Annotated in this window: 22 protein-coding genes; 10 read left to right on the forward strand and 12 right to left on the reverse strand. The window is 65.2% G+C overall.

From position 1 onward, the window contains the following. The first annotated feature begins 3 nt into the window (after positions 1-3). Complete coding sequence (locus K0P03_RS04455) at positions 4-1,629, forward strand: cisplatin damage response ATP-dependent DNA ligase (protein WP_023515074.1); 1,626 nt, start codon at positions 4-6, stop codon at positions 1,627-1,629. Here K0P03_RS04455 and K0P03_RS04460 read toward each other — a convergent pair. Beyond that, positions 1,626-2,585, reverse strand: coding sequence for a glutathione S-transferase family protein (locus K0P03_RS04460; protein ID WP_272789009.1), 960 nt, complete (start codon positions 2,583-2,585; stop codon positions 1,626-1,628). The genes K0P03_RS04455 and K0P03_RS04460 overlap by 4 nt on opposite strands. Positions 2,586-2,855: 270 nt before the next feature. On the opposite strand from K0P03_RS04460, the gene K0P03_RS04465 reads away from it, so the two are divergent. Further along, entirely contained in the window at positions 2,856-3,632 is a 777-nt protein-coding gene (locus tag K0P03_RS04465) for a L,D-transpeptidase (protein ID WP_272789010.1), read from the forward strand. Positions 3,633-3,797: 165 nt separating this feature from the next. On the opposite strand, the gene purN is transcribed toward K0P03_RS04465, so the two are convergent. Continuing rightward, positions 3,798-4,463: a phosphoribosylglycinamide formyltransferase gene (gene purN, locus K0P03_RS04470; protein WP_272789011.1), complete on the reverse strand. Its 666-nt coding sequence runs from the start codon at positions 4,461-4,463 to the stop codon at positions 3,798-3,800. Beyond that, positions 4,460-5,533 (reverse strand): phosphoribosylformylglycinamidine cyclo-ligase, encoded by a 1,074-nt coding sequence (gene purM, locus K0P03_RS04475; protein WP_024270863.1) that lies wholly within the window; start codon positions 5,531-5,533, stop codon positions 4,460-4,462. Before purM ends, purN begins: the two co-directional genes overlap by 4 nt. Before the next feature lie 378 nt (positions 5,534-5,911). Here purM and K0P03_RS04480 point away from each other — a divergent pair, with 378 nt between their 5' ends. From K0P03_RS04480 to K0P03_RS04500, 5 genes are all read left to right on the forward strand, one after another. Beyond that, positions 5,912-7,030: an AI-2E family transporter gene (locus K0P03_RS04480; RefSeq protein WP_023515515.1), complete on the forward strand. Its 1,119-nt coding sequence runs from the start codon at positions 5,912-5,914 to the stop codon at positions 7,028-7,030. Between the two features lie 78 nt (positions 7,031-7,108). After that, positions 7,109-7,804 carry a DnaA regulatory inactivator HdaA gene (hdaA, locus tag K0P03_RS04485; RefSeq protein WP_272789012.1) on the forward strand — a complete coding sequence of 232 codons (696 nt, stop codon included), beginning with the start codon at positions 7,109-7,111 and terminating at the stop codon, positions 7,802-7,804. 140 nt (positions 7,805-7,944) lie between these two features. After that, positions 7,945-10,161, forward strand: a complete 2,217-nt coding sequence (locus tag K0P03_RS04490; RefSeq protein ID WP_024270861.1) for an RNA degradosome polyphosphate kinase — start codon at positions 7,945-7,947, stop codon at positions 10,159-10,161. A gap of 11 nt (positions 10,162-10,172) precedes the next feature. Beyond that, positions 10,173-11,693, forward strand: a complete 1,521-nt coding sequence (locus K0P03_RS04495; protein WP_023515251.1) for a Ppx/GppA family phosphatase — start codon at positions 10,173-10,175, stop codon at positions 11,691-11,693. Positions 11,694-11,701: 8 nt separating this feature from the next. Next, a complete protein-coding gene (locus K0P03_RS04500; protein WP_272789013.1) occupies positions 11,702-12,286 on the forward strand; it encodes a DUF922 domain-containing Zn-dependent protease in 585 nt (194 codons plus the stop codon). Between the two features lie 44 nt (positions 12,287-12,330). Here the strand turns inward: K0P03_RS04500 and K0P03_RS04505 are convergent, their stop codons facing one another. Beyond that, the gene (locus tag K0P03_RS04505; RefSeq protein WP_272789014.1) at positions 12,331-13,689 is read right to left on the reverse strand and encodes an esterase-like activity of phytase family protein; all 1,359 of its coding nucleotides are present in this window, start codon (positions 13,687-13,689) and stop codon (positions 12,331-12,333) included. Between the two features lie 107 nt (positions 13,690-13,796). Further along, positions 13,797-14,687, reverse strand: coding sequence for an AraC family transcriptional regulator (locus tag K0P03_RS04510; protein WP_272789015.1), 891 nt, complete (start codon positions 14,685-14,687; stop codon positions 13,797-13,799). Between K0P03_RS04510 and K0P03_RS04515 the strand changes: the two genes are divergently transcribed. Then, positions 14,686-15,093 carry a DUF2000 family protein gene (locus K0P03_RS04515; RefSeq protein ID WP_023515247.1) on the forward strand — a complete coding sequence of 136 codons (408 nt, stop codon included), beginning with the start codon at positions 14,686-14,688 and terminating at the stop codon, positions 15,091-15,093. The genes K0P03_RS04510 and K0P03_RS04515 overlap by 2 nt on opposite strands. A gap of 103 nt (positions 15,094-15,196) precedes the next feature. On the opposite strand, the gene rnd is transcribed toward K0P03_RS04515, so the two are convergent. From rnd to K0P03_RS04545, 6 genes are all read right to left on the reverse strand, one after another. After that, positions 15,197-16,342 (reverse strand): ribonuclease D, encoded by a 1,146-nt coding sequence (gene rnd / locus K0P03_RS04520; protein ID WP_037407995.1) that lies wholly within the window; start codon positions 16,340-16,342, stop codon positions 15,197-15,199. Positions 16,343-16,438: 96 nt separating this feature from the next. After that, complete coding sequence (locus K0P03_RS04525; protein WP_272789016.1) at positions 16,439-17,824, reverse strand: multicopper oxidase family protein; 1,386 nt, start codon at positions 17,822-17,824, stop codon at positions 16,439-16,441. Positions 17,825-17,908: 84 nt separating this feature from the next. Further along, positions 17,909-19,144: an MFS transporter gene (locus tag K0P03_RS04530; RefSeq protein WP_023515244.1), complete on the reverse strand. Its 1,236-nt coding sequence runs from the start codon at positions 19,142-19,144 to the stop codon at positions 17,909-17,911. Between the two features lie 97 nt (positions 19,145-19,241). Further along, positions 19,242-19,619, reverse strand: a complete 378-nt coding sequence (locus tag K0P03_RS04535; RefSeq protein ID WP_023515243.1) for a response regulator — start codon at positions 19,617-19,619, stop codon at positions 19,242-19,244. Between the two features lie 2 nt (positions 19,620-19,621). Continuing rightward, positions 19,622-21,541 carry a sensor histidine kinase gene (locus tag K0P03_RS04540; protein ID WP_272789017.1) on the reverse strand — a complete coding sequence of 640 codons (1,920 nt, stop codon included), beginning with the start codon at positions 21,539-21,541 and terminating at the stop codon, positions 19,622-19,624. A gap of 100 nt (positions 21,542-21,641) precedes the next feature. Continuing rightward, positions 21,642-22,133, reverse strand: a complete 492-nt coding sequence (locus tag K0P03_RS04545; protein WP_023515241.1) for a MarR family winged helix-turn-helix transcriptional regulator — start codon at positions 22,131-22,133, stop codon at positions 21,642-21,644. A gap of 115 nt (positions 22,134-22,248) precedes the next feature. Between K0P03_RS04545 and K0P03_RS04550 the strand changes: the two genes are divergently transcribed. After that, complete coding sequence (locus K0P03_RS04550) at positions 22,249-22,671, forward strand: organic hydroperoxide resistance protein (RefSeq protein WP_024270860.1); 423 nt, start codon at positions 22,249-22,251, stop codon at positions 22,669-22,671. A 73-nt stretch (positions 22,672-22,744) separates the two neighbouring features. On the opposite strand, the gene K0P03_RS04555 is transcribed toward K0P03_RS04550, so the two are convergent. Next, a complete protein-coding gene (locus K0P03_RS04555) occupies positions 22,745-24,619 on the reverse strand; it encodes a methyl-accepting chemotaxis protein (protein WP_272789018.1) in 1,875 nt (624 codons plus the stop codon). 241 nt (positions 24,620-24,860) lie between these two features. On the opposite strand from K0P03_RS04555, the gene K0P03_RS04560 reads away from it, so the two are divergent. Further along, positions 24,861-25,037, forward strand: coding sequence for a hypothetical protein (locus K0P03_RS04560; protein WP_023517002.1), 177 nt, complete (start codon positions 24,861-24,863; stop codon positions 25,035-25,037). Positions 25,038-25,073 lie beyond the last annotated feature (36 nt).

Genomic DNA, 25,073 nt, shown 5'->3' on the forward strand with positions numbered 1-25,073 from the left:
TCCATGAGAGCCTTCGCCACACTCCTCGACCGCCTCGTGCTCACCCCGTCGCGGGGCGGCAAGCTCACGCTGCTTGCCGACTACTTCCGCGATACGCCCGATCCCGATCGCGGCTACGGCCTTGCCGCCCTTGCCGGCACGCTGGACCTGAAAAGCGTCAAGCCGGCGCTCCTGCGCGAACTCGTGCTGGAGCGGATGGACGAGGTGCTCTTCCGCTATTCCTACGACTATGTCGGCGACCTCGCAGAAACCATCGCGCTCGTCTGGGACCAGGAGCGCAAGGAGCGGGTGCCGGACGAAACACAGCCCCGGCTCGGTACGGTCGTCGCGCGCATGAACGGGCTCGGCCGCACGGAGGTACGCGGCGCCGTGCGCGATCTTCTCGACCGGCTCGATCCCTCCGCCCGCTTCGCCTTCCTGAAGCTGGCGACCGGCGGCCTGCGCATCGGCGTCTCCGCCCGCCTCGCCAAGCAGGCGCTCGCCGATTTCTCGGGCAAGGATGTCGCCGAGATCGAGACGCTGTGGCACGGGCTTGCGCCGCCCTATGAGCCGCTCTTCGCCTGGCTGGAGGGAAGGGCGGAGCGCCCGGTGCTCGCAACGCCCGCCATCTTCCATTCCGTCATGCTCGCCAATCCCGTGGGCGAGGGGGACCTCGACACGCTCGATCCCGCGGATTTTGCCGCCGAGTGGAAATGGGACGGCATTCGCGTGCAACTCTCCGCGGCCGGCAGCACGCGCCGCCTCTATTCCCGCTCCGGCGACGATATCTCCGCCGCCTTTCCCGATGTGCTCGACGCGATCAACTTCGAGGGCGTGGTGGATGGCGAGCTGCTGGTCGGCGGCACGGCGCGCACGAACAGCCCGACGCGCACCTTTTCCGACCTCCAGCAGCGCCTCAACCGGAAAACCGTCACCGCGCGCATGCTGGAGGACTATCCCGCCTTCGTGCGGGCCTATGACGTGCTCTTCGACGGCGACGGGGATGTGCGTCCCGAAGGCTTTTCCGCTCGCCGCGCCCGCCTCGGCGCGATCATCGAAAGGGCGCCGCACGACCGCTTCGACCTCTCGCCGCTGGTCCCGTTCACCTCCTGGGAGGAACTGGAGAAAATCCGCCGCGATCCGCCCGATCCGGTCATCGAAGGGGTGATGCTCAAGCGGCTCGACAGCGCCTATCAGGCCGGCCGCATGAAGGGTCCGTGGTTCAAGTGGAAGCGCGATCCCTTCAACATCGACGCCGTCATGATGTATGCCCAGCGCGGCCACGGCAAACGGTCGAGCTACTATTCCGATTTCACCTTCGGCGTCTGGACCGATGGTCCGGAAGGCCCCATGCTGGTTCCCGTCGGCAAGGCCTATTTCGGCTTCACCGATGCCGAGCTCGACGTGCTCGACCGTTATGTGCGCAACAACACGACAGACCGCTTCGGCCCCGTGCGCGCCGTCCGGGCCGAGCCCGGCTACGGCTTCGTGCTGGAGGTCGCCTTCGAAGGCATCAACCGTTCCACCCGCCACAAATCCGGCGTCGCCATGCGCTTCCCCCGCATCGCCCGCCTGCGACAGGACAAGCTGCCCGCCGACGCCGACCGGCTGGAGACGCTGATGGCGATGGTGGAGGCGAAGGAGGCTTAAAGCCCCAGTGCCGAAAGATCCGGTCCGAGCGGCACGATGCCGCTCGGGTTCAGCGTCTTGATCGAATAATAGCCGTGCTTGATGTGGTCGATGCTGACCGTCTCGCGCACGCCGGGGAGGTCGAGCAAGCGCTTCGTATAGGCCGAGAGCGCCGGATAGTCGGCAAGCTGCCGGCGGTTGCACTTGAAGAGGCCGAAATAGGCGGCGTCGAAGCGGATGAGGGTGACGAAGAGGCGGGTGTCGGCCTCGGTGAAGATCGTGCCGGTGAGGAACGGCCCGCCGGCGGCAAGGCGTGCCTCCAATTCGTCCAGCATCGAAAAGACGCCGTCGAAGGCCTCCTCGTAGGCGGCCTGCGTGGTGGCGAAGCCGGCGCGGTAGACGCCGTTGTTGAGCGCGGGATAGATGCGTTCGTTGAGCGTGTCGATCTCGCCGCGCAGGGTTTCGGGATAAAGGTCGACGCTTTCGTCCGCCAGCGCGCCGAAACCGCTGTTCAGCATGCGTATGATGTCGGCGGATTCGTTGTTGACGATCGTTTTCGATGCCTTGTCCCAGAGCACCGGCACGGTGGCGCGGCCGGTAAAGGTCGGCGCGGCGCGGGTGTAGAGCTCGTGCATGTAGGTCGCGCCGTTGAGGTCGTCGCGGTTCGCGCCGGGATAGTCGCCGAAGCGCCAGCCCTGGGCGGACAGCGCTGGCTCGACGACCGAGACGGAAATCACGTCGTCGAGCCTCTTCAGCGTGCGGGTGATCAGCGTGCGCGAGGCCCACGGGCAGATCAGCGCGACATAGAGCTGGTAGCGCCCGGCCTCGGCCGCAAAGCCGCCGTCGCCCGTCGGGCCGGCGCTGCCGTCGGGCGTCACCCAGTTGCGGAAGCTTGAAACCTGCCGCACGAAGCCGCCCTTGGCGTCCTTTTCCTGGACGGGTTGCCAGTCTTCCGTCCATTTGCCGTTGACAAGCATCGTGCCACCCTCGTTTCGGTTGAAGTTGCCATCCGGGATAGTCCGCGCGCGCGAAAACGGCAATTCGTCCGGTGATTGACACAGCGTTCACAAACCGGGCCCGTCGTGGCCGGGCGGCGACAGCGCGGCGAAAAGCGGGCGCGCAAGCCTGAGGTCAGCCGCAATTGCCACAATTGCGGCAGGGTTATGGACCTAATTTGCCGCTTGTTAGTTAGTGATTCAGCCTCTCGCCCCATTCTACGTTTCCGCACAACGGATTTGACGATCTCCATGACCGACACCGCGCTCTCCCGCCGCCGTTTTCTGCAGTTCTCCGGCCTTGCTATGACGACGGGGCTTGCGGGCTGCACATCCTCGATGAACACCGACCGGTTCCGCGAGGAGACACGGCCCTATTTCCGCAATCCCGCGCTCGAAGGCCGGCCGGAATATATCGACGGCAGGCAGCCGACCAGCATCTACGGCCAGACGCCGCCATCGGGCCTGTTGCCCGAATCCTCCCGGTACGCCGCGATCTACGCCCCGGTCTCCGACGGGGGTTATCAGGTGCCGGCGGTGCCCTACCAGCAGATCGACGCGCGTTATTACCGCCAGGAGGTCGAGAGCCCGTTCGGCGAGCGGCCGGGCACGATCATCGTCGATACGGGAAACCGCTTCCTCTACCTCATCCAGCCGAACGGCCGCGCCATGCGCTACGGCGTGGGCATCGGCCGGCAGGGTTTTTCCTGGTCGGGCCGCGGCGTTATCCAGTGGAAGCAGGCCTGGCCGAAATGGACGCCGCCGGACGAGATGGTCGCGCGCCAGCCGGAACTCGTCAAATACTCCGCCGCCAATGGCGGTATGCCCGGTGGCCTCAACAACCCGCTCGGCGCGCGCGCCCTCTACATCTTCCAGAACGGCGAGGACACGCTCTATCGCCTGCACGGTTCGCCGGAATGGAAATCCATCGGCAAGGCCGTGTCCTCCGGCTGCGTACGCATGCTCAACCAGGATGTGATGGATCTCTACGATCGCGTGAAGGGCAAGGCGCCGATCCTGGTGATCTGAGCGCAAACCGTTCCCCGCCAACCTCCTTCGTCATGGTCGGGCCTGACCCGACCATCCACACTCCGGTGCGGTGATGGATCTACGGGGCGAGCCCGAGGATGACGCTGGTGGGTAGGGCAAGCCCGCCCGAATGAGCGGGCAGGAGAAAGCAACCGCAGGACGGCGTTAAACCGCCGCCGGCGAGATCAGGTGCGCGCCGTCGATCTGCGGCAGGTCACCGGTGGAAACGGCCTTGCCGCCCTCCATGCGTACCTTGCCCTCGGCAACGAGCCGCAGCGCGAGCGGATAGCTGCGGTGCTCCACCGTCAGCACCCGTGCGGCGAGCGTGTCGGACGTGTCGCCCGGCAGAACCGGCACGGCGGCCTGCACGACGACCGGGCCTTCATCCATGCCTTCGGTCACGAAATGCACTGTGCAGCCGGCGACGCGCATGCCGGCGTCGATGGCACGCTGGTGCGTGTGGAGGCCGGGGAAGAGCGGCAGCAGCGACGGGTGGATGTTGAGGATGCGGCCTTCATACCGGTTGACGAAGGCGCCGGAGATGAGGCGCATGTAGCCGGCAAGGCAGATGAGATCGGGCGAGAGCGTCTCGAGCGCTTCCAGAATGGCAGCCTCGTGCGCGTCCTTGCTGGCATAGTCCTTGCGCAGGAAGGTGCGGGTCGCGATGCCCAGCGCCTCGGCCTTGGCCAGGCCGCCGGCCTCCGCCTTGTCGGAGAAGACGGCGACGATCTCGGCCGGGAAATCCGGGGCCTCCGCGGCCTTCGCCAGAGCCAGCATGTTGGAGCCGCCGCCCGAAATGAAGGCGACGACGCGCTTGCGGGATCCGCTCATAGGGCGAGCGTGCCCTTGTAGATCGTGCCGGCGGCGCCCTCGTCGCGCGCGACCATGCGGCCGAGACGGAAGGCGGTTTCACCCTCGCGGGCGAGGACAGCGATAACCGCGTCGGCCTTGTCGGCCGGAACGACAGCGATCATGCCGACGCCGCAGTTGAAGGTGCGCAGCATTTCCGTGGCCGCCACGCCGCCCGTTTTCGCCAGCCACGAGAACACGGCCGGCGCCTTGACGGCGGCAAGGTCGATCTCGGCGGCAAGGTGCTTCGGCAGCACGCGCGGAATGTTCTCCGGAAAACCGCCGCCGGTGATATGCGCCAGCGCCTTGATGGATCCGGTCTCGCGGATCGCTTTCAGGAGCGGCTTCACATAGATCTTCGTCGGTGTCAGCAGCGCCTCGCCGAGGCTCTTTGCGGTGTCGAACGGGGCGGGCGCATCCCAGGCGAGGCCCGAGAGCGTCACGATCTTGCGCACCAGCGAATAGCCGTTGGAATGCACGCCCGAGGAGGCGAGGCCGAGGATGACGTCGCCTTCGGCGATGTCGCCCGAGGGCAGCAGCTCGCCACGCTCGGCCGCGCCGACGGCAAAGCCCGCGAGGTCATAGTCGCCATGCGAATACATGCCCGGCATTTCCGCCGTCTCGCCGCCGATGAGCGCGCAGCCGGCCTGCCGGCAGCCTTCGGCGATGCCTTCGACGATTGCGGCGCCCTGGTCGGGGTCGAGCTTGCCGGTGGCGAAATAGTCGAGGAAGAAGAGGGGTTCGGCGCCCTGGACGACAAGATCGTTGACGCACATGGCGACGAGGTCGATGCCGACCGTGTCGTGCCTGTCGGCGTCGATGGCGATCTTCAGCTTGGTGCCGACGCCGTCATTGGCGGCAACGAGGACCGGATCCTTGAACCCGGCGGCCTTGAGGTCGAACAGGCCGCCGAAGCCGCCGATCTCGCCATCCGCGCCCGGGCGGCGCGTCGAGCGCACGGCCGGCTTGATCTTCTCGACCATCAGGTTGCCCGCGTCGATGTCGACGCCCGCGTCGCTATAGGTCAGACCGTTCTTTTCCGACTGGCTCATGCTCACGTCTCCGGCTTGAGGCCCGCTTGAGGCTTGTCGCGCCCGATTGGCATGACGGGGGATGAAGTGCAAGCAGAATGCCGGGAATGCAGGGATTTTTTCACCGGTTTGCAGGGATGGCGGCGCTACTTGCCCCTCACCCTAGCCCTCTCCCCGCAGGCGGGGAGAGGGGACCTGCCCCGCATGATGTGGAAATAGGGGAAAACGGCGCGGCGCATTTCCTTCGCCCCGCTTGCGGGGAGAAGGTGGCCGGCAGGCCGGATGAGGGGAAAATTGAGGACAAACGCCATTCCCCCATCACCCCACCGAGCCTTGACCTTTCTCATGCCCGCATCCTATCTCCTCATGCATTGCGGCAAAACACGAGGAAGAAACGCGATGGCAGCCCATATCAGCGGTGCGGGACTGAAGCGGCAGGTGGTCTTCTGGCTCATCGCGCTCGCCTTCTTCCTCCTCTTCCTCCTCGTGTTCAGCGATATCCTGCTGCCCTTCATCGCCGGCATGGCGCTCGCCTATTTCCTCGATCCGGTCGCCGACCGGCTGGAGCGCTGGGGCCTCAGCCGGCTGATGGCGACGGTGGTCATCCTCGTCGCCTTCGTCATCCTCTTCGCGCTGTCGCTGATGATCGTCATCCCGCTGCTGGCCACGCAGGCGGCGGATTTCCTGGAGAAGCTGCCGGGCTACGTCACGCAGTTGCAGGAGCTGGTGGCGAGCTTCAATCCCGACCTGCTGCCCACCTGGATCAGCAGCCAGATGGGCACGATCAAGCAGAGCTTTTCCTCCATCCTCGCCGAAGGCGCGGGTTTCCTCGGCACGGTGTTCAAGCAGGTCTGGAACTCCGGCATGGCGCTGGTCAACATCGTCTCGCTTCTGGTCATCACGCCCGTCGTTGCCTTCTATCTCCTGCTCGACTGGGACCGCATGATCGCCAAGGTGGACAGCTGGGTACCGCGCGACCACGTCGCCAACGTGCGTCAGATCGCGACCGAAATGGACGCGGCGATTGCCGGCTTCGTGCGCGGGCAGGGTTCTATCTGCATCATCCTTGGCCTGTTCTACGGCATCGGCCTGTCCTTTGCCGGCCTCAATTTCGGCCTGCTGATCGGCCTCTTCGCCGGCCTCATCAGCTTCATTCCCTATGTCGGCTCGCTGGTCGGCCTGGTGCTGGCGGTGGGGGTCGCCGTCGTGCAGTTCTGGCCGGACTACTGGATGGTGGTGCTCATCGCCGTCATCTTCTTCGCCGGCCAGTTCATCGAGGGCAACATCCTGCAGCCCAAGCTCGTCGGTTCACGCGTCGGTCTGCATCCGGTCTGGCTGATGTTCGCGCTGGTCGCCTTCGGCGCGCTCTTCGGTTTCGTCGGACTGATGATCGCGGTGCCGGCAGCTGCGGCCGTCGGCGTGCTTGTCCGCTTCGGCCTGCAGCGTTACCTTGACAGCGACCTTTATTACGGCGCGAGCAAACCCGTCCTGCTCGAAGAGAGCACGCCCGAGGGTTGACCGATGGCGCGGCTGCCCCAAGGGGAGCAGTCTTGCCCGGGCTTGCGCCAGAACGAAGAGTTAGTACCGAGTAGCACCATGACATCGCGCAAGACCGCCGAACAATTGCCGCTGGCCTTCGGGCACGACCCCGCGACGGGGCGCGACGACCTTTTGCTCGCCGAGCCGGTCAACGCCGCCGTGGCGATGATCGACGCCTGGCCGCACTGGCCGTCGCCGGTCGTCGTCATCGCCGGTCCCGTCGGCTCGGGAAAATCGCATCTCGCGGCCATCTGGCGCGAGAAGGCGGGGGCCGAGATCATCGAGGCGAAGGCGGGCAGGGGCGCCGAGGCGGCGGCCGAGCGCGGGCCGGTGCTGATCGAGGACGCCGACCGGATCGGTTTCGACGACCGCACGCTCTTCCACATCATCAACAATGTGCGCCAGAACGGCCATACGCTGATGATCACCAGCCGGCTCTGGCCGATGTCCTGGCCGGTCGAGCTGGCGGACCTGCGCTCGCGCCTGAAGGCTGCCACGGTAGTCGAGATCGGCGAGCCGGACGACGAACTGCTCTCGCAGGTCATCATAAAGCTCTTCGCCGACCGTCAGCTCTTCGTCGATGAAAGGCTTGTGGCCTATATCGTCGCCCGCATGGAACGCTCGCTGGAGGCCGCCCAGACGCTCGTCGAGCGCCTCGACCGGCTGGCGCTTGCCCGCGGCAGCCGGATCACCCGCGCGCTGGCGCAGGAGGTGCTCGGCGACATGACCGGGGGCGAGGATTTCGCCGGCTAAACCGGCCTGCCGGATTGACTGTCACAGTTCCGTCGTCAAACTACGCTAAGCGGTTCGGGGAAAAGTGGAAATCGGTTTCCGTCCGAACCCGCGTGGCAAGCATGCGGCCGATCCGGCGGCAAAGTGGGGCGGACTCTCCAATGGATACAGCGACTTCGGAACATGCGCAGGAAAAGCCCGTCGAGCAGGTGCCGCCGCCGGAAGGCGCGACCGTCGATGTCGAAGCCTTGATGGCAAGCCCCGAACGCTTCATCAACCGTGAATTCTCCTGGCTGCAGTTCAATCGCCGCGTCCTAGAGGAAACGCTGAACACCGCCCATCCGCTGCTGGAGCGCGTGCGTTTCCTGTCGATCTCGGCGGGCAACCTCGACGAATTCTTCATGGTGCGTGTCGCCGGCCTCGAGGGCCAGGTGCGCCAGGGCGTCGGCATCCGCAGCCCCGACGGCAAGACTTCGGCCGAACAGCTCGACGACATCCTCAAGGAGATCGACAATCTCCAGATGGAGCAGCAGGCCTCGCTTGCTGTGCTCCAGCAGTATCTCGCCAAGGAAGACATCCTGATCGTGCGTCCGACCGGGCTGTCGAGCGACGACAAGGTCTGGCTGCAGCAGGAATTCACCCAGTCGATCTTCCCGGTTCTGACGCCGCTGTCGATCGACCCGGCCCATCCGTTCCCCTTCATCCCCAATCTGGGCTTCTCGATCGGCCTGCAGCTGGAAAGCACGACGGGCAAGGAGCCGATGACGGCGCTCCTGCGCCTGCCGGTCGCGCTCGACCGCTTCATCCGCCTGCCCGACGCCAAGGGCGCGATCCGCTACATCACGCTGGAGGACGCGGTCGGCCTCTTTATCGGAAGGCTCTTCCCCGGCTACATCGTGCGCGGCTCGGGCACCTTCCGCATCATCCGGGACAGCGATATCGAAGTGGAGGAAGAGGCCGAAGATCTCGTGCGCTTCTTCGAGACGGCGCTGAAGCGCCGCCGTCGCGGCTCGGTGATCCGCATCGAGACCGATTCGGAAATGCCCGAATCGCTGCGCCGCTTCGTCGTCGGCGAACTCAACGTGCCGGACAACCGTGTCGCCGTTCTGCCCGGCCTTCTCGCCCTCAACACGCTGTCGGAAATCGCCAAGGCGCCGCGCAACGACCTTCGGTTCGAGCCCTACAATGCCCGATTTCCCGAACGCGTCCGAGAGCATGCCGGAGACTGCTTCGCCGCCATCCGCGAAAAGGACATGGTCGTCCACCACCCCTACGAAAGCTTCGACGTGGTGGTCCAGTTCCTTCTCCAGGCTGCGCGCGATCCTGACGTTCTGGCGATAAAGCAGACGCTCTACCGCACCTCCAACGACAGCCCGATCGTGCGCGCGCTGATCGATGCCGCCGAGGCCGGCAAGTCGGTGACGGCGCTGGTGGAACTGAAGGCCCGCTTCGACGAGGAAGCCAACATCCGCTGGGCGCGCGACCTCGAACGCGCCGGCGTGCAGGTCGTCTTCGGTTTCATCGAACTGAAGACCCATTCCAAGATGTCGATGGTCGTGCGCCGCGAGGAGGGCAAGCTTCGTACCTATTGCCACCTCGGCACCGGCAACTACCATCCGATCACCGCGAAGATCTATACGGATCTTTCCTTCTTCACCTGTAACCCGACGATCGCCAACGACATGGCGAACATCTTCAACTTCATCACCGGCTACGGCGAGCCCGAAGCCGGCATGAAGCTCGCTTTCTCGCCCTATACGCTGCGCCCGCGCATTCTCCGCCATATCGAGGAGGAGATTGCGCATGCCAGGAACGGCGCTCCGGCGGCCATCTGGATGAAGATGAATTCACTGGTCGACCCCGACATCATCGACGCGCTCTATCGCGCGAGCCAGGCGGGCGTGGAGGTGGATCTCGTCGTGCGTGGCATCTGCTGCCTGCGCCCGCAGGTTCCCGGCCTTTCCGACAACATCCATGTCAAATCCATCGTCGGCCGCTTCCTCGAACATTCCCGCATCTTCTGCTTCGGCAACGGCCACGGGCTTCCCTCGGACAAGGCGCTGGTCTATATAAGCTCCGCGGACATGATGCCGCGAAACCTGGACCGGCGAGTCGAGACACTCGTGCCTTTGATCAACCGGACGGTGCATGAGCAGGTTCTCTCGCAGATCATGTTGGGCAATCTCATCGATAACCAGCAGAGCTACGAGATTCTTGCGGACGGAACGTCCCGGCGCATGGAAGTGCAGCCCGGTGCCGAGCCGTTCAACGCTCAGCACTACTTCATGACCAACCCCAGCCTGTCCGGCCGGGGTGAAGCTCTGAAGTCCTCGGCACCGAAGGCGATCGCGGGCTGGAAAGGCCGCCGTAAGAAGTAAACTGGATATGCATGGTTGAGTCTGAAGCCCAGGGGCGTTTGCCTGGAATTGCCCCGGTGTCAGTCGTGGATATCGGTTCGAACTCGATTCGCCTCGTGATCTACGAGGGCATGAGCCGTTCGCCGGCCATCCTGTTCAACGAGAAGGTCATGTGCGGCCTCGGCAAGGGTCTTGCCAAGACCGGTCGCATGGATCCCGCCAGCGTCGAGCGGGCGCTTGCCGCCCTTCATCGCTTCAAGGCGCTCTCCTGGCAGGCGCGCGCCTCCACCATGTTCGCGCTGGCGACCGCCGCGGCGCGCGAGGCGGAAAACGGTCCGGATTTCATCCACCAGGCGCAGCTCATCCTCGGCCAGAAGATCCGCGTCCTCACCGGCGAGGAAGAGGCCTATTTCTCCGCGCTCGGCATCGTCAGCGGTTTTCACGATCCCGACGGCATCGTCGGCGACCTTGGCGGCGGCTCGCTGGAGCTGGTCGACGTGGCGGGCGCCATGATCGGCCGCGGCATCACGCTGCCGCTTGGCGGCATCCGCCTCTCGGAAGCCTCCGGCGGCTCGACCGCCCAGGCCCGTATCGTCGCGCGCAAGTACCTGCGCACCGCCAACCTCCTGAAGAACGGCACCGGCCGCGCCTTCTATGCCGTCGGTGGCACCTGGCGCGCCATCGGCGCCCTGCACATGGAGGTGCAGAACTATCCGCTGCACATGATCCAGGGCTATGAGCTCGGCTTTGCCGATGCCATGGATTTCCTGACGGACATCGTGACGGCCAAGGACCAGAAGGACGCCGCCTATGCGGCGATCTCCAAGGGCCGCCGCAACCTGCTTCCCTTCGGCGCCGTCGCCCTGCAGGAGACGATCGCGCTGATGAAGCCCTCCCGGGTCTTCTTCTCCGCGCAGGGCGTGCGCGAAGGTTTTCTCTATTCGCTCTTGCCCGACCGGGAAAAGGGGCGCGATCCACTGCTTGCCGCCGCCGGCGAGCTTGCCATCCTGCGCGCCCGCTCGCCGGAACATGCCCGCGAGCTTGCCGAATGGACCGGCCGCATGATGCCGTTCTTCGGTATCACCGAAACGGAGGAGGAGCGCCGCTACCGCGAGGCTGCCTGCCTGCTTGCCGATATCAGCTGGCGCGCCCATCCCGATTATCGCGGCCTGCAGGCGCTGAACCTCATCGCACACGGCACCTTCATCGGCATCACCCATCCGGGCCGCGCCTTCATCGCACTCACCAATTACTACCGCTTCGAAGGCCTGAACGACGATGCCGTCAGCAGTTCGCTGGCCGCAATCGCCACGCCCCGGCTGCGTGAGCTGGCGAAACTCGTCGGCGCCCTGCTGCGGATCGTCTACCCGTTCTCTGCCTCCATGCCCGGCGTCGTGCCGCACCTTTCCATCCGCAAGTCGAGCGCGCCGGATACCGACCTCGAATTCGTCGTGCCCGCCGATTTTTCCGAGCTTGCCGGCGAACGGCTCGACGGCCGCCTCCAGCAGCTTGCCAAGCTGACGGGCAGGAAGCTCGCCTTCCGGTTCCTGTGAGGCCTGCGATGAGAGCCCTGACCCTTCTTTCAGCCCTGTTCTTTGCCGCAAGCGCGGCTGCGCAGGAATGGCAGGCGGTCGAGCGCGTCGAGCCCTACAGCGTCGCGGGTTCGACGGGGCTCGAGATCTACCAGTCGATCGGCGCGCGCGGTCCGAAGCTCGGCGTTGGCCGCGTCATCGCCCATACCGGCTTCAAGCTTACCTGGACGCGCAAGTACGAGCGCCAGGGCAATGCCTGCACCATCACGGTCAACAGGCCGAAGCTGATCATCACCTATACGCTGCCCAAGCTGAAGACGAAGCTCTCCGAGCCGCTGAAGAGCCGCTGGGATACTTTCATTGCCGGCGTGACCGCCCATGAGAAGGTGCATGGGGATTTCATCAGGGACATGGTGAAGGAGATCGAGGCGGCGAGTGTCGGCATGACGGTCGAAAACGATCCCAATTGCCAGAAGATCCGCCCGCAGCTTCAGGCAAAGCTCGGCGAACTCTCCCAGGCCCAGCGCACCCGCAGCCGCGACTTCGACCAGGTCGAACTCAACGACGGTGGCAACGTCCACCAGCTCATCCTGCAACTGGTCGATCCGCGCTAGACATCAAGGGGAGCAGCGGCGCCCGGAGGCGCCGCCGCAGATGTTCACTCGGCCTTCAGCAGGTCGCCCGCTTCGATGAGCACGAACTCGTTGTCGTCGGCCTTGTCGAGGGCGCGGCCGGCGGAGAAGGGCAGGTTGTTGTCGTTGCCGACGATGATGTGGGTCTCGTCGATGCGGTCGACATTCTCGATCGTCAGGAACGGCATGTCGTAGAAGCCTTCGCCGCCGCCCTGGCGCTTCCTGTTGTCGGGGTCGGCGATCTTCAGGAGGTCGATATAGCCGATCTTGCGCACGGCCTTGCCGGCATTCTCGTCGGTCATGGCGATCTTGTAGATGCGCTTGACCTTCGAGGCGGTGGCAAAGCAGCCGGGCTTGGGGTCCTTGGCGTCGGCGCAGGCCTTGTCCGCAGTGCCGACGCCGTTGTCGCGTTCGATCACCAGCGCGGTCGTTTCGTCCAGCATGTTGAAGTCGCCGATCGCCTCGCCGCCCTCGGCGAGCGGATAGAGCCAGCTGCGGCCCGTCCACGCCCGGGAGGCGACGTCGAGCTCGATGATGCGCAGCGCAGGCCGTCCGTCTGCCTGCTCGACGCTCTCGCTGTCCACCCAGATCGGGCCTTCCAGGAGGCCGTAGAGCTTCGTGCCGTCCTTGGAGAGCGCCAGGCCCTCATAGCCGCCGGAACGCTTCAGGTTGAAGGCCGGCATCTTCTTGGTGGGATCGGCCTGCACGGCGAGCGTTGCATTGTCCGGCGAGGTGACCGGCTCGCCGTCCACCTCGGTGGCGATCACGTCGGTGAGCTTGCCGTCGAGGTCGAATTTCAGGATGTAGGGGCCGAATTCCTCGCCGACCCAGAAGCCGTCGGCAACCGGCTGGATGGATTCGACGTCGAAGTCGCCGCCCGTCAGATAGCGCTTTTCAGCGCCTTCCATGACGATCGGGAACGGTGCTTTTTTATCCGGGTCCGAGAGGAAGACGGTCTTGACCGGCTCCATCGTGCCCTTGTCCCAGTCGAAGCGCACATTGTGCAGCATCAGCATGGCGTCGGTGGAGTTCAGCTTGTTGCCGAAACCGTTGTCGGAAAGCGTCCAGAACGAGCCGTCCTCCATGGCCTTGATGCCGGAGAAACCCTGCATCGGCTGGCCGTCGAAGGGCAGCGACAGGCCGGTCTCGCGCACGCCGTCCTTGCCCATGACGGTGCCGAGCGCCTCGGTGCGCTTGCGGTCGGCGGTGGTGAACTTGCCCGAGGTCTTCAGATAGGTGGCGGCATCGGCCGGGGCGGCGATGATCGTGTTGGCCGGCAGGATCGCATGGGCCTTCAGCGTGGCCGGAAATTCCTTGTCGCTGGCCCCGGCGGCGGTTGCCATCAGGAGTGCGAGCGCGGCGGTCGAAAAAAGATGTCTGGTCATGAATATCCCCATCGGGTTGGCAAAACGAGGCCGTTGATAGGGGGCGCACATGACTGCTGCTTGACAGTTGCTTGTCGCTTTCGTGACGGTCCGGGGGATTTCTGGGATCAGATGGCGAGCGCCGCAAAGCGGCCGGGCGTCATGCCGAGCGCCTTCTTGAAGTGGCGGTTGAGATGCGCCTGGTCGGCAAAGCCGCTGGCAAAGGCGGCTTCGGCGATGCTTTCCCCCGCAGCGATCAGGGTTTTTGCCCGCTCCAGCCGGCGCATGACGAGATAACGGTGCGGGCTGGTGCCGAGCAGCTGGCGGAACTGCCGGGACAGCGCGAAGCGGTCCAGTCCGGTCACCTGTTCGAGCTCCGCGGAGTTCACCTGCCGGGAAAGGTTTTCCCTGAGGAAATCGCAGGCCCGACGCACCTCCGGATGGGCGAGCCGGCCCATCTTCGCCTGCGGCGCGCCGGCATGGTCGAGCAGAAGGCCGGCGATTTCTCCCAGCAGCTCGTCGAGCTTCAGCGGTTCGATTGCCGCATCCATGCTGCCGATGGCGTCCAGCAGCAGGCCCGCCAGCTTCGGATCGTCAATGACGGGCGCGGCGACGAAGGGCAGCGTACGCCCGCGCGCGGCGGTCGCAGGCAGGAAGCGCTCCGGCGGGATGTAGATCATGCGGTAGGTGAGGCCGTCCTCGGTGGCCGCGCCCCCGTCATGCATCTCGTCGGGATGCAGCACGATCACGTTGCCGGGCGGGCTGAAGCGGGCCTCGCCGCGGTAGGAGAAGGTCTGGATGCCGGCCATTGTGACGCCGAGCGCATAAGTGTCGTGCCGGTGCGGCTCGAAGCCCTTGCCGTGGAAGCGCGCCTCGATGCGTTCGATGCCGGCGAGTTCCGGCGCCACGAGGATGCGGTCCCTTTCCGTGCACGAACGTTCAAGCGGGCCTTCGACCGCGCCTGCTATCGCATTGGCCGCGGAATGGTCCGCAGCCTCTTCCCGGGAGTATACCTGCATGTTCGATACCAAGTTCGCCATCGTCCTGCGCGAGGACCTGGAGGTCTGGCAGAAGCTGAACGTGACCGCCTTCCTGTCCGGCGGCGTCATCGGCCGGAAACCGGAGCTGATCGGCGAAGCTTATCGCGATGCGGCCGGCAATGTCTACAATGCGCTGAGCGTGCAGCCGGTCATCGTGCTGTCGGGGGACGGAACGACGCTGTCGAAGATCCATGCCCGGGCGCTGGAACGCGACGTCCCGGCCTCCGTCTATATCGAGGAAATGTTTGCGACCGGCCACGACGCCGCCAACCGCGCCGTCTTTTCAGAATTCGGGCCCGCTGACGCCAAGGTCGTCGGCATCGCGGTGCACGCCGACAAGAAGACGGTCGACCGAATCACCAAGGGAGCGAAGCTGCACGCCTGACTGGGGCATTTCCAGCGAACTCCGGTTTACCGGAAATGCCCTGGATTCTTGTTTTTACCGCATTGTCCGACGCCGAAGCGATCTCGCTTCGGCTGGAAATGCGCTAAAGTGCGACCGCCTCGATCTTCTTGTCGACGAAGCGCAGTGCCACCTTGCCGGTGATGAGGTTGAGGGCTGTTTCCCCGAAGAGCTCGCGGCGCCAGCCGGAGAGGGCGGCGACCTCGGCCTTCTCGCCGTCGACGGCGATCTTTTCCAGATCGTCGCTGTTGGCGATGATCTTGGCGGCGACGCCTTCCTTCTCCGAGACGATCTTCAGGAGCACCTTCAGCATTTCGCTGGCCGCGGCAGCCCCCTCCGGCACGTGGGCCTGTCGGGGCAGGCGCGGCAGGTCGGTCTTCGGAATGGCGAGCGCCTCGTTGATGGCCTCCAGCAGGGCGGCACCCGATTGCGAGCGCTCCCAGCCCTTGGGAATGGTACGCAGGCGCGCCAGCGCCTCGGCATCGGCCGGCTGCTGCTGGGCGATCTCGTAGATCGTGTCGTCCTTCAGGATGCGCGACCGCGGCACGTTGCGGCCGCGCGCCTCGCGCTCGCGCCAGGCGGCGACCTTCTGCAGCACGGCCAGCTCGATCGGCTTCTTGACGCGCATCTTCAGCCGCTTCCAGGCGTCGTCCGGATGCAGGTCGTAGGTCTCGCGCGATTCCAGGACCGCCATTTCCTCGGTCAGCCACAGCGAGCGGCCGGCGGCCTCCAGCTTCTCCTTGAGCGCGAGATAGACGTCGCGCAGGTGCGTCACGTCGGCCAGCGCATATTCGAGCTGCTTTTCGGTGAGCGGCCGGCGGCTCCAGTCGGTGAAGCGCGAGGACTTGTCGATATGCACGCTCTTGATCTTCTGGACGAGCTGGTCGTAGGACACGCTGTCGCCGAAGCCGCAGACCATGGCGGCAACCTGCGTGTCGAAGATCGGATGCGGAATGAGGTCGCCGCGGTTGACGATGATCTCGATGTCCTGCCGGGCGGCATGGAACACCTTCAGCACCGCCGGGTTCGCCATCAGGGCGAAGAAGGGGGCGAGGTCGAGACCCTTGGCCAGCGGATCGACGATCACCTCGATCTCGGGTCCCGCCAGCTGGATCAGGCAGAGTTCCGGCCAGAAGGTGGTTTCCCGCAGGAACTCCGTGTCGATGGTCAGATACTCGGACCGGGCGAGTGTCTCACAGGCTTCGGCAAGGGCTGCGGTGGTCTCGATGATCTGCATAGCGGCTCGGGCGGACTTTCTCGTTCTTGGATCGGGCAGCTTTAGACGTTCCACGGTTTTGCCACAATCGAAAACTTGGCCCTCCGGATGTCAGGTCACCCGCACATAGCTCGTCATGCCGGTCTTCTGGTGCTCGATGATGTGGCAATGAAACACCCAGTCGCCCGGATTGTCGGCGACGAGGGCGAGCTGCACCTTCTCGTCCGGCAGGATAAGGTAGGTGTCGGAAAAATGCGGGCGGATCGCCTGCTTGTTGGAATTCATCGGCCGGAAGACGAGGCCGTGCAGGTGGAGGGGGTGGACCTGCGGCGTCGGGTTCTCGACATTGAAGATATAGGTCCGGCCCGCCTTCATCTCGGCGAGCGGGGCGGTCGGGTCGCCCGTGTCGTCCGCCCACGGCACCTTGTTGATGGCCCAGAAATTGTAGCCGAGCGAGCCGCAGATGCCGTCCTTCGGCCGCTCCTCCGCCGAGGCGCTGAGGATGAAGGGGATTTCGGTGGCGGCGGAAAGGTCCGGCTCGGGCAGCGGATTTTGCGAAAGCAACGGCAGGTCGCGCGCGTCGCGCTTCAGCGAGGCGCCGGTGGCGCGGAAGGTGGCGAGCGTTGCCGGCTTCGTGCCGCGCAGGTCCTTCAGCGCCGCGACGGCGCCTTCCATGTCGGGCATGCGCAGCGCGAGATCGAGCCGCTGGCCGGGGCCGATCAGCAGATGGTCGAGCGCAAAGCGCGTCGCCGCCGGATTGCCGTCGAGGGCGATGACCGTGGCCTCCGCGCCTTCCACCTGGAGCGCAAGGATGCGGGTGACGTCGGTCGCGGCAAGGCGCAGGCGCACGAGGCCGCCGGCCGGCGCGTCATATTGCGGCGACTGCCGCCAGTTGGCGGTGCGCACCGTGCCGAAGGTGCCGGCCCGGGCGGCATCGCGCGGCTTGAACTGGGCGATGAACTGGCCGTCGCCGCCGAGCCGCCAGTCGCGCAGGTTGAGCACGATCTCGGCGTCGAAGACCGGATCTGCCGGGTCCTCCACCACGATGAGCCCGGCAAGGCCGCGGCCCATCTGTTCCAGCGTGTTGCAGTGGGGATGGTACCAGAAGGTGCCGGCATCGGGCGGGGTGAAGGCATAGTCGAACCCGTCGCCGCCATAGACATAGGGCTGGGTCAGGAAGGGCACGCCGTCCATCTTGTTGTCGATGCGAAGCCCGTGCCAGTGGATTGTCGTCGGCTCGTCGAGCCTGTTGTCGAGGCGCAGGGCAAAGGCTTCGCCGCGCCGCATGCGCAGCACCGGCGGAATCTCGGCATCGCCATAGGTCATGACGCCCCTGGTCGGGCCCTTGCCGGTGAGCATCGCCTCGCCGGGACGGGCGACGAGCGTTGTCGCCGCCGCCGCCTTCGCCAGCCCACCATAGCGGCCTGCCAGCCCGACGCCGCCGGCATAGGCCCCGGCGACGAGTGCGCCCTTCATCAGCGTGCGGCGTGTCAGCATGGCAGTCCCTCCGGTGCGTCCCTTGCTTCTAAACCTGAGGGCATGGCTCAGCAATAAGCGCCGCTCGACCACATTGCCGCAGGCTCACGGCTCGCCGTTGCGGTCCTTGTCGGCGAGCTTGTTGAAGAAGAAGGAGGTGCGCAGGAGGTTGCGGAAGCGGCTGCGCCGCGCGCCGGCGGGCACGGCCGGGCGGGCGCTCATGCGCAGCGCCGTATAGGCCATGAAGGCGACGAGGACGACGGCGGTGTAGAGGAACAGCGCCTGCGGGCCGAAGAACTGCAGCAGAACCGAGGCGAAGAGCGGGCCGATGATCGCCCCGCAGGACCAGAAGAACAGCATGCCGGCGGAAACCAGCGCATGTTCGCCTTCGCCCGCATGATCGTTGGCATGGGCGGAGCAGAGCGAATAGAGCGGCATGGCGAAGGCGCCGAAGACGAAGATGCCGACAAGGTTCTTCAGTTCGTCGCCGCCGGCGAAGATGGCGAGGTAGAGCGCGGCAAGCGCCGAGCCGAAGGTGGCGATGAGGATGATCAGACGCCGGTCGAGCCGGTCGGAATAGAGGCCGAGGGGATATTGCAGCACCACGCCGCCGACGATGCCGGCGCTCATGAAGCTGGCGATCGCCGTCACCGTCAGGCCGATGTCGTGGGCGTAGATCGGCCCGAGATTGCGGAAGGCCGCATTGGTGAGGCCGACGACGATGCAGCCGACGGTCGCCAGCGGCGAGATGTTCCAGAGCTTCTTGACGTCGAAGCGGATCGCCTCGGGCACCGTCGGGCTGGAGCGGTCGGCAAGCGAGATCGGCACCAGCGACAGCGACAGCGACATGGCGACGATGGCGAAGAGCTCGAAGCCGCCGATGCCGATGCCCGGGATGAGATACTGTGCCGCCGTCACGGAGCCGAGGTCGACGAGGCGGTAGATCGAGAGGGTGCGTGCCCGGTTGGCATTGGTGACGGCGGCGTTCAGCCAGCTCTCGACGGTGGCGAAGAGGCTGGCGAAACAGATGCCGGCGACGAGCCGCATGGCGAACCAGAAGATCGGGTCGACGACCAGGAGCATGGCGATCGCCGAGGCCGAGGCGATGGCCGCCATGGCGGAGAAGGTGCGGATATGGCCGATGGCGCGCAGGACGCGCGTCACATAGATGCAGCCGATGGCAAACCCGATGGAATAGCCCGCGCCGACGAAGCCGATGACCGAGGTGGAAAAGCCTTCCTGCGAGGCGCGCAGCGCGATGAACGTACCCTGCAGCCCGTTCCCTCCGATCAGGATGCCTGCGGTGACGAGAAGGGGAATCAGGGGGCGAATCGTGGACATGCGGCCACTATGGCGAAGGATTTCCTGAATGGGAGAGGGAAAGCGGGGCGGGCGCGGAAATTGTATGCAATCCGGACCGGCGCCCCTCCCGCCGGCGCTATTCGTCGAGCAGTTCCGCCATGATGCGCAGGTGATCGGCCTGCAGGGGTTTTTCGAAATAGCTTTTCACGAAGCTGTATTGCATCGCCCGTTCGCGGTCCTTGCCGAGATGGGAGCTCGTCAGCATGGCGACGACGGGGGCGTGCACCTCGAATTCCTCGGCATAGCGGTCGAGGAATTCGAAGCCGTTCATGACGGGCATGTTGATGTCGAGGATGATGGCGTTGGGCGTTTCGCGGTGCAGGATGTCGAGCGCCTCCGCACCGTCGAACGCCTTCAGGATGCGGATCGACGGATCGTATTTGCGGATGGTGTATTCACAGATGAACTGGTCGTTCTCATCGTCATCGACGATCAGGATCGATTGGATATTCATGCTCAGTCCCCGTCGGGCAGTTCTATGATGAACCGGCTGCCCTTATCTCTAGCTTCATAGAGCGCCGTGCCGCCGAGGGCTTCCGTGCTCTTTCTCAATATGTAGAGGCCGAGCCCGCTGCCGAAGGATCGGTTCGGGTGTAGCCGTTTGAACATCTTGAACAACAAATGGCGGCTTGCGGGCGGAACGCCCAGGCCGTTGTCTTCCACCGACAGCCGCAGCTTGCCGGCATAGCGGAAGGCGCGGATGTCGATCGCCGGCTCGGCTTCCTTCGGGTCGTGATACTTGACCGCGTTGGAGAGCATGTTGCCGACGATGACCTGGAATTTCGACGGCTTGCTTAGGATTGTCAATTCCGCCGGCACATGATTTTCGATGTGGATCCGCTTGGAATCCTCAAGATGCGACAGCGCGTCGATCGCCTCGGACACGAGCGCCCGCAGCGCGATGGGCCGCTCTTCCTCCTCCATCAGCCGGTTGCGGGTGATGGTGATGATGTTCTGGATCAGGTGGTCGAGCCGGCGGAAATTCTTCTCCATGCGCTGCAACGTCTGGCCGAGCGCCGTGATCTCGCCTTCTGCCAGCATGTCCCTGGAAATGGTGAGCAGGCCGAGCGAGGAGGCGATCGGCGAGCGCAGGTCGTGCGAGGTACGGTAGGCGAACTCCTCCAGTTCGGCATTGGCCTCGATCAGCGCCTGCTCGCTCGCCTTGCGCTCGGAAATGTCGCGCACGATGCCGCTGTAGATGACCGCGCCGTCGAGCTCCAGCTTGGCGACGGCAAGGTCGAGCGGGAAAATGCTGCCGTCCTTGCGCCGGCCCTCCACCTCGCGGCCGATGCCAATGATCTTCGCCTCGCCGCTGTGGTTGTAGTTGGAAATGTAGCGGTCGTGCTCGCCGTGATAGGGCTCGGGCATCAGCATCTTGACGTTGCGCCCCATCATCTCCTCCGGCGAAAAGCCGAAGATGCGCGTGCAGGCCGGGTTGGCCGAGAGGATGAGGCCGCGGTCGTCGATGGTGATGATGCCGTCCACCGCGTTGTCGATGATGGCCGTGAGCCGGGCGCGGCTTTCTGCGAGATCCGCTGCCATGCGCCGCGCACGGCGGGACGAGAAATAGAGGTGCGCGACGAGGGCGCCGTAGAGAAGGCCGGAGATCAGCACCAGCGAGGAGAGCGTCGCGCGGGCATTCGTGCCGTCGCCCGAGAAGGTGATGCCGAACGAGGCCTCGTAGCGCTCCAGCTCGTAATAGGCCATGCCGAGCAGGAGAAGGTAGGTGGCAAGGCCGAGCACGCCGGCAAGCGTCAACCGGTCCTGGCCGGTCTCTTCCGTGCCCACGAAGATGAGCGCGACGCTGACGGCGACGAAGCAGCTCCCGCTCTGGAAGGACATGCGCGTGAAGCGCACCCAGTCATGGGCGAAGTCCAGCGAGATCGCGTAGCCGATCAGGGCGGCCGCCGCGATGATGAAGGTGACGAAGCCGAGCGCTATCTGCATCATGCTGTTGCGGCCGGACAGGGCCCGCAGCGCCAGAGCCAGGCTGACCAGCATCAGGCAGAGCGCCGTGTTGGGGGCGATCCGCCCCGGCAGGCTGGTGCCGATATCGACGAAGGGCGTGTGCAGCAGCGTGTCGATGCCCGCATCGATGCCGAAGACATGCTGGGAGAGGGCCAGTGCGCCGTAGAGGAAGACCGGCAGCATCATCAGTGCCGGCAGGCGCACGAGGCCGCGTGTGGAAAGAAGGAGCGCGAGCCCGACGATGGCGAAGGCGAGGGCCGCATTGAACTTCATGCCGAACAGGTAGGGATGGCGCTTCGCCAGGTCGACGGGCTCCGCAAGCCAGATCGCCACCATGACGGTGCCCACGACGATGCACCAAAGGCCCGCCGCGACGTTCGCCCTTTGCCAGGACCATGCAGAATTCAAGAGTGCCCCCATCGCGGTTCGACCGCCGCGCGCACTCTAGCGTGAAGGTTGCATCGCGAACAGGTGCCGTAGGGGAAGGATACGGTAAAATCTCCGCCGGTCAGGCGGCATCGTCCCGCGTCGTGCCGGTGTCGAGCTGCCCGGTGAGGGTTTGCAGATCCGCGGTCAGGGCCTGCAGGGCCTCGACCGAACAGCCCGTCGCCTTGCCGATCTGCATGCGGATCGCCACGGCCTCGCGCTTCATCGCATGGCCCTTGTCGGTGAGGGTGATGAGGACCTGACGCTCGTCGCTCCGGTCGCGGGCACGGTGGATGTAGCCGGCTGCCTCCAGCCGCTTGAGGAGAGGGGAGAGCGTGCCGGAATCAAGGCCGAGTGTCGTGCCCAGCGCCTTCACCGTGCGCCCGTCCTCCTCCCACAGCGTCATCAGCACGATATATTGCGGATAGGTGAGGCCATAGGGATCGAGCAGCGGCTTATAGGTGCGGTTCAGCGCATGGGCGGCCGAATAGACGGCGAAACAGAGCTGCTGGTCGAGGGCCAGCATGCCCGCGGGGATATCGTCCGTCTCAGCTTCGTCACGTTTGTCGGTCATGGTGCCATTGTCGCACAAACGGTAAAAAATTGCAATTTGCAAAATCATATTGCGCGCAATCTAATTTTGCGCTATCTAGATTCCATCAGCAACGAAACCCGGAAGGAGACATCCCATGCCCATTCTCTACAGAACCAAGGCTTCTGCAACCGGCGGCCGCGCCGGCCATGGCGCAACCGAAGACGGCACCGTCGATGTCACGCTCACCCTGCCGAAGGAACTCGGTGGTGACGGCGCGGCCGGCGCCAACCCGGAAAAGCTCTTCGCTGTCGGTTATTCCGCCTGCTTCCTCGGCGCGCTGAAGTTCGTCGCCGGCAAGGAAAAGGTAAAGATCCCCGATGACGCCAAGGTCACGGCGACTGTCGGCATCGGCCCGCGCGAAGATGGCGGCGGTTTCGGCCTTGAAGCTGCGCTCGAAGTCTCCGTGCCCGGCGTCGACAAGGCCGTGGTCGAGGACCTCGCCAAGAAGGCCCATGTCGTGTGCCCCTACAGCCACGCCACCCGCGGCAATCTGGACGTCAAGACCACCGTCGTCTGATCGGCTTGTGAGCCAAACGAAAAAGGCCGCCCGGAACATGTCCCGGGCGGCCTTTTTGTGTCCTTGGGGCAGATCAGAACTCTTCCCAGCTCTCCGCCTTCAGGGCCGTGTTGCCGGCAAGGCGGGGCCGGGCCTGCGCGATGCGCTGCGGTACGGCCTGCGCCACGCGGGCCGGCTGCGCGAGCGTGAAGCGGCCGATCAGCTGCCGCAGCTTTTCGGCCTGCGCCACCAGCGTTGCGGAGGCGGCGTTGGTTTCCTCCACCATGGCGGCATTCTGCTGCGTCGTCTGGTCCATCTGGTTGACGGCCGTGTTGATCTCCGAGAGCCCGACGGACTGTTCGCGGGCGGAGACGGCGATCGCCTCCATGTGCTGGTTGATCGTCGCGACATGGCCGCCGATCGCCTGCAGGGCCTCGCCGGTGTCGCTGACCAGCTTCACGCCGTTGCGCACCTCGGTTTCGGAGTTGCGGATGAGCTCCTTGATCTCCCTTGCCGCCTGGGCGGAGCGCTGGGCAAGCTCGCGCACCTCCTGGGCGACGACGGCAAAGCCCTTGCCGGCTTCCCCGGCGCGCGCGGCCTCGACGCCGGCATTCAGCGCCAGAAGGTTGGTCTGGAAGGCGATTTCGTCGATCACGCCGATGATGCTGGAGATCTGGCCCGAAGACTGCTCGATGCGCTGCATGGCGTTGACGGCCCTCGCGACGATCTCGCCGGAATGGCTGGCCGAGCCGTTGGCTTCCACCGCCACCGTGCGGGCCTCTTCCGCCCGCCGCGTCGAATTGCCGACATTGGCGGTGATCTCGTCGAGCGCGGCGGCGGTTTCCTCGAGCGAGGCGGCCTGCTGCTCGGTGCGCCGGGAGAGCGCGTCGGCACCGTGGCTGATCTCGCGGGTGCCCGTATCCATCTCCTCGACCGACTGCGCGACGGCGCCGAGCGCTTCGCCGAGCTGGCCCACGGCGGCATTGAGGTCGCTGCGCAGCTGCTCGAAATCCGGCGCGAAGGCATCGTTCAGCCGGAAGGAGAGGTCGCCGGCGGCAAGGCGGCGCAGGCCGGCGGCAAGACCGGCGGTCGCCTCCTGCAGGCGTTTCTGCGCGGCCGCCTCCGCCTCGTCCTGCAGGCGCACCCGGTCGGCCTCCGCCTGCAGGCGGTTTGCCTCGGCCGCGCGCTCCAGCCGGTGCTTGTCGATCGCCGACTGGCGAAAGATCTCGACCGCGCCGGCAATGCTGCCGATCTCGTCCTTGCGGCCGCGGAACGGCACCTCGAAATCGGTGACGTCGCGGGCGAGCGTCTGCATGATCGCGGTGATCGTCTTCAGCGGGCGCGAGACGCCGGCGATGATGATCCAGAAGGCGAGGGCGGAGACGGCGAGCGCCACCGCGCCGAAGATCGACAGCAGGACGAGGTTGAAGGTCTTGGTGGCGCTGGCCTTGGCGAATTCCTCCTCGCCGACGCGGATCTGCAGGTCGACCAGGGCCGCGACATAGGTGCCGATCGGGTCGATCGTCGGGTAGAGCCGCGTTTCCACATAGGCATCGAGCGCCGCCTTGTCCCTGGCCTTCAGGATGGCGATGAGGTCCTGGATGCTGCCGGCCTGCTTCTGCATTTCGGCGCTCATCTGGCCGACGAGGCCGCGCTCCTCATTGGTGAGGTAGGAGGCGGCATAGCTGTCCCAGATCGTCTGGATGGTCGCCAGCGCCTCCGTGTTCAGCCGCTGTCCTTCCTCCCAGCCGAGCGCGCCGCTGCGCACCTTGTGGGCGGTGTCGACGATGTTGACGGCATAGAGGTCGCCGACCTTCTTCAGGCTTGCAGCGGGCTGCAGCCGGTCGACGACGATGGTGCTCATCGAGGCCGACATGGCATTGAGAACGAGATAGGTGGAAAGCGTGGCGCCGGCGAGCAGCAGCGTCAGGACGAGCGTCACCGCACTGAGTTTCGTGGAGATCTGCATGGGAAGGCCTTACCGTTCTGAACCGTGGAGATGGTAAACGGTAGAGAAATTTTATTTAGCATATATTAAATTTAGAAATATCTAATTATGGTTGTATTTACCTTTCGGTAATCGCTCAGTCGCTGTGGCGTGGCCGGCCCGCGGGCTCTGTTCCATGCGAAACAGCGGCGGGCGCGGCGATGTGCGACCTTCTGGTCACCGGATGAGAGAGGCTCATCCAAGAGAGATCAGGAGAGACCCCATGCGCAAGATCATCGTTTCCGCCACCGTTGCCCTCGTTGCCGCCGTCTCCTTCGCGGCCCCCTCGCAGGCCGGATATTACAGCTATGGCTACAAGCCGCATTGCTTCATCAAGAAGGTAAAGTCCTACGACTACTACGGCAACGTCATCATCAAGAAGATCAAGGTCTGCAAGTAAGCGTCCCCGGCACAGACCTTTGAGCGAAAGGCCCGG

Source organism: Shinella sp. HY16, assembly GCF_028534175.1.
Classification (GTDB): Bacteria; Pseudomonadota; Alphaproteobacteria; order Rhizobiales; family Rhizobiaceae; genus Shinella.

Excerpts from the sequence above, each read along its gene's own strand:
- K0P03_RS04455 (WP_023515074.1), top strand. The coding sequence starts at position 4 with ATGAGAGCCTTCGCCACACTCCTCGACCGCCTCGTGCTCACCCCGTCG.
- K0P03_RS04460 (WP_272789009.1), bottom strand. The coding sequence starts at position 2,585 with ATGCTTGTCAACGGCAAATGGACGGAAGACTGGCAACCCGTCCAGGAA.
- K0P03_RS04465 (WP_272789010.1), top strand. The coding sequence starts at position 2,856 with ATGACCGACACCGCGCTCTCCCGCCGCCGTTTTCTGCAGTTCTCCGGC.
- purN (WP_272789011.1), bottom strand. The coding sequence starts at position 4,463 with ATGAGCGGATCCCGCAAGCGCGTCGTCGCCTTCATTTCGGGCGGCGGC.
- purM (WP_024270863.1), bottom strand. The coding sequence starts at position 5,533 with ATGAGCCAGTCGGAAAAGAACGGTCTGACCTATAGCGACGCGGGCGTC.
- K0P03_RS04480 (WP_023515515.1), top strand. The coding sequence starts at position 5,912 with ATGGCAGCCCATATCAGCGGTGCGGGACTGAAGCGGCAGGTGGTCTTC.
- hdaA (WP_272789012.1), top strand. The coding sequence starts at position 7,109 with ATGACATCGCGCAAGACCGCCGAACAATTGCCGCTGGCCTTCGGGCAC.
- K0P03_RS04490 (WP_024270861.1), top strand. The coding sequence starts at position 7,945 with ATGGATACAGCGACTTCGGAACATGCGCAGGAAAAGCCCGTCGAGCAG.
- K0P03_RS04495 (WP_023515251.1), top strand. The coding sequence starts at position 10,173 with ATGGTTGAGTCTGAAGCCCAGGGGCGTTTGCCTGGAATTGCCCCGGTG.
- K0P03_RS04500 (WP_272789013.1), top strand. The coding sequence starts at position 11,702 with ATGAGAGCCCTGACCCTTCTTTCAGCCCTGTTCTTTGCCGCAAGCGCG.
- K0P03_RS04505 (WP_272789014.1), bottom strand. The coding sequence starts at position 13,689 with ATGACCAGACATCTTTTTTCGACCGCCGCGCTCGCACTCCTGATGGCA.
- K0P03_RS04515 (WP_023515247.1), top strand. The coding sequence starts at position 14,686 with ATGTTCGATACCAAGTTCGCCATCGTCCTGCGCGAGGACCTGGAGGTC.
- K0P03_RS04510 (WP_272789015.1), bottom strand. The coding sequence starts at position 14,687 with ATGCAGGTATACTCCCGGGAAGAGGCTGCGGACCATTCCGCGGCCAAT.
- K0P03_RS04525 (WP_272789016.1), bottom strand. The coding sequence starts at position 17,824 with ATGCTGACACGCCGCACGCTGATGAAGGGCGCACTCGTCGCCGGGGCC.
- K0P03_RS04530 (WP_023515244.1), bottom strand. The coding sequence starts at position 19,144 with ATGTCCACGATTCGCCCCCTGATTCCCCTTCTCGTCACCGCAGGCATC.
- K0P03_RS04535 (WP_023515243.1), bottom strand. The coding sequence starts at position 19,619 with ATGAATATCCAATCGATCCTGATCGTCGATGACGATGAGAACGACCAG.
- K0P03_RS04545 (WP_023515241.1), bottom strand. The coding sequence starts at position 22,133 with ATGACCGACAAACGTGACGAAGCTGAGACGGACGATATCCCCGCGGGC.
- K0P03_RS04550 (WP_024270860.1), top strand. The coding sequence starts at position 22,249 with ATGCCCATTCTCTACAGAACCAAGGCTTCTGCAACCGGCGGCCGCGCC.
- K0P03_RS04555 (WP_272789018.1), bottom strand. The coding sequence starts at position 24,619 with ATGCAGATCTCCACGAAACTCAGTGCGGTGACGCTCGTCCTGACGCTG.
- K0P03_RS04560 (WP_023517002.1), top strand. The coding sequence starts at position 24,861 with ATGCGCAAGATCATCGTTTCCGCCACCGTTGCCCTCGTTGCCGCCGTC.